We start from the raw sequence: 1,663 nt of genomic DNA on the forward strand, positions 1-1,663 counted from the left end.
CCACCACCGCGTACCAGTCGGCCAGACCGCCGATGGTCGCGGCCTCGGCAAAGGCGGCGACGAAGCCGAGCCATGGATAGGTGCGCTCGAAGGATTTGGCGAGCGCAAACACCAGCACGCAAAGCGCCAGTGCGGCCGCCGCGAGGAATTTCGTCCGCCGCAACGCGGAAAGCTTGGCATCCGCCTCGGCATCGAAACGGACCGGCGCCAGGGGCGAAGCCGATTGTGACATGGGTGAGCCGCTCCTCGTCGATCTCAGCCTATTTAGTGTTCCGATGGCCGAAATACCCGCGACAGCGGGTTTCGCCCGGAACTTTCCCCGGCCGCGCACACAAAGTTGAGGAGAAAATTCATCTATCGGGCGAAGCTAGTCTGGAATTATTCCAAGGTATAGGCCATATTCCGCCGAGGCCAATGTGGCGAATCCGGAAATTCGGGTCAAAGCCATATCAGCAAAATTTCCAGATCTGGCGTGGTTGCACCGCACCAGTGCCTTGTGAGGACAAAATGCGGCTTACGCGCCAGACCAACTATGCCATGCGCATCTTGATGTATTGCGCGGCCAATGATGACCGATTGAGCCGCATCCCCGAGATCGCGGCCGCCTATTCGGTGTCGGAGCTTTTCCTGTTCAAGATCCTGCAGCCCCTGGTCGAGCACGGCCTCGTCCAGACCGTGCGCGGTAGGAATGGCGGCGTCAAGCTTGGCCGGGCGGCCGAAGCCATCAGCCTGTTCGATGTCGTGCGCGTGACGGAAGAGAGCTTCGCTATGGCCGAATGCTTCGAGAACGATGCCGCCGAATGCCCGCTCGTCGATAGCTGCGCGCTGAACTCGGCGCTGCGCGAGGCGCTGAACGCGTTCTTCGCCGTGCTGGAGCGCTATACGATCGCCGACCTCGTGGCGGCACGTCCAAATGTGCGCAACCTGCTCGGAATCGACATGCTGGAGCGCCGCGCACCAGCTGCCTGACCCAGCAGGGGCGCGGGCTAGATCTGCAATCAGGCCGCTGACTGAGGCAGAACGAACGGCATATTGCCGGCCGGCAGCACGCCGACCCTGAGCCGGCAGTCGAACACTTTTTCGATCAGGTCATCGCTCAGCACATCCCGCGGCGACCCGGTGGCGGCCAGCCGGCCGCGATGCATGACGAAGATCCGGTCGGCATACATGGCCGTCAGATTGAGGTCGTGCAGGATGGCGACCACGCCGCCGCCCCTTCTGGCGAAGTCGCGGGCAATGTTCATGATGATCAGCTGGTGCTTGATGTCGAGGCTGGAAACCGGCTCGTCGAGGAACAGAAAGCGCGGCTTGCCGTCGAGCACCGGTGCCCAGACCTGGCTCAGCACGCGTGCGAGCTGAACGCGCTGTTGCTCGCCGCCCGAAAGCTCCTGGTAGAAACGGCCGGCAAAGCCGTCGAGATCGACACGCGCCAGCGCCCGTTCCGGCAGCCGCGCATCCTCGCCCGGCAAGACGCCTGAGCGGCCGCCGACAAGGCCGAGCTTGACCACTTCCCGCACGGTGAACGGGAACGACAGCGTCGTCGCCTGCGGCAGCACCGCACGATGGACGGCCACCTCGACCGGCTTCATCGTCGAGAGATCTCGGCCGTTGAGGGCAACGCGCCCGGTGTAGGCGAGATCGCCGCCATCGTCGGCCCCAATGG

2 protein-coding genes and 1 pseudogene are annotated in these 1,663 nt (G+C 63.7%); 1 reads left to right on the top strand and 2 read right to left on the bottom strand.

What is annotated here, in order from left to right; genetic code table 11:
- Nucleotides 1-232 (bottom strand): annotated as a pseudogene (locus EN964_RS33840) (DUF445 domain-containing protein); the annotation flags it as partial.
- 275 nt (nucleotides 233-507) lie between these two features.
- Between EN964_RS33840 and rirA the strand changes: the two are divergent.
- Nucleotides 508-969: an iron-responsive transcriptional regulator RirA gene (rirA, locus tag EN964_RS33845; protein ID WP_127267528.1), complete on the top strand. Its 462-nt coding sequence runs from the start codon at nucleotides 508-510 to the stop codon at nucleotides 967-969.
- Nucleotides 970-998: 29 nt separating this feature from the next.
- On the opposite strand, the gene EN964_RS33850 is transcribed toward rirA, so the two are convergent.
- Nucleotides 999-1,663, bottom strand: a 665-nt coding sequence (locus EN964_RS33850; RefSeq protein ID WP_127277391.1) for a heme ABC transporter ATP-binding protein, incomplete at its 5' end; no start/stop codon positions are given.

The sequence above is a fragment of the Mesorhizobium sp. M7A.F.Ca.CA.001.10.2.1 genome (genome assembly GCF_003998575.1).
Taxonomy (GTDB): domain Bacteria; phylum Pseudomonadota; class Alphaproteobacteria; order Rhizobiales; family Rhizobiaceae; genus Mesorhizobium.

Coding starts and splice junctions, on each gene's coding strand:
- rirA (WP_127267528.1), top strand. CDS start 508: ATGCGGCTTACGCGCCAGACCAACTATGCCATGCGCATCTTGATGTAT.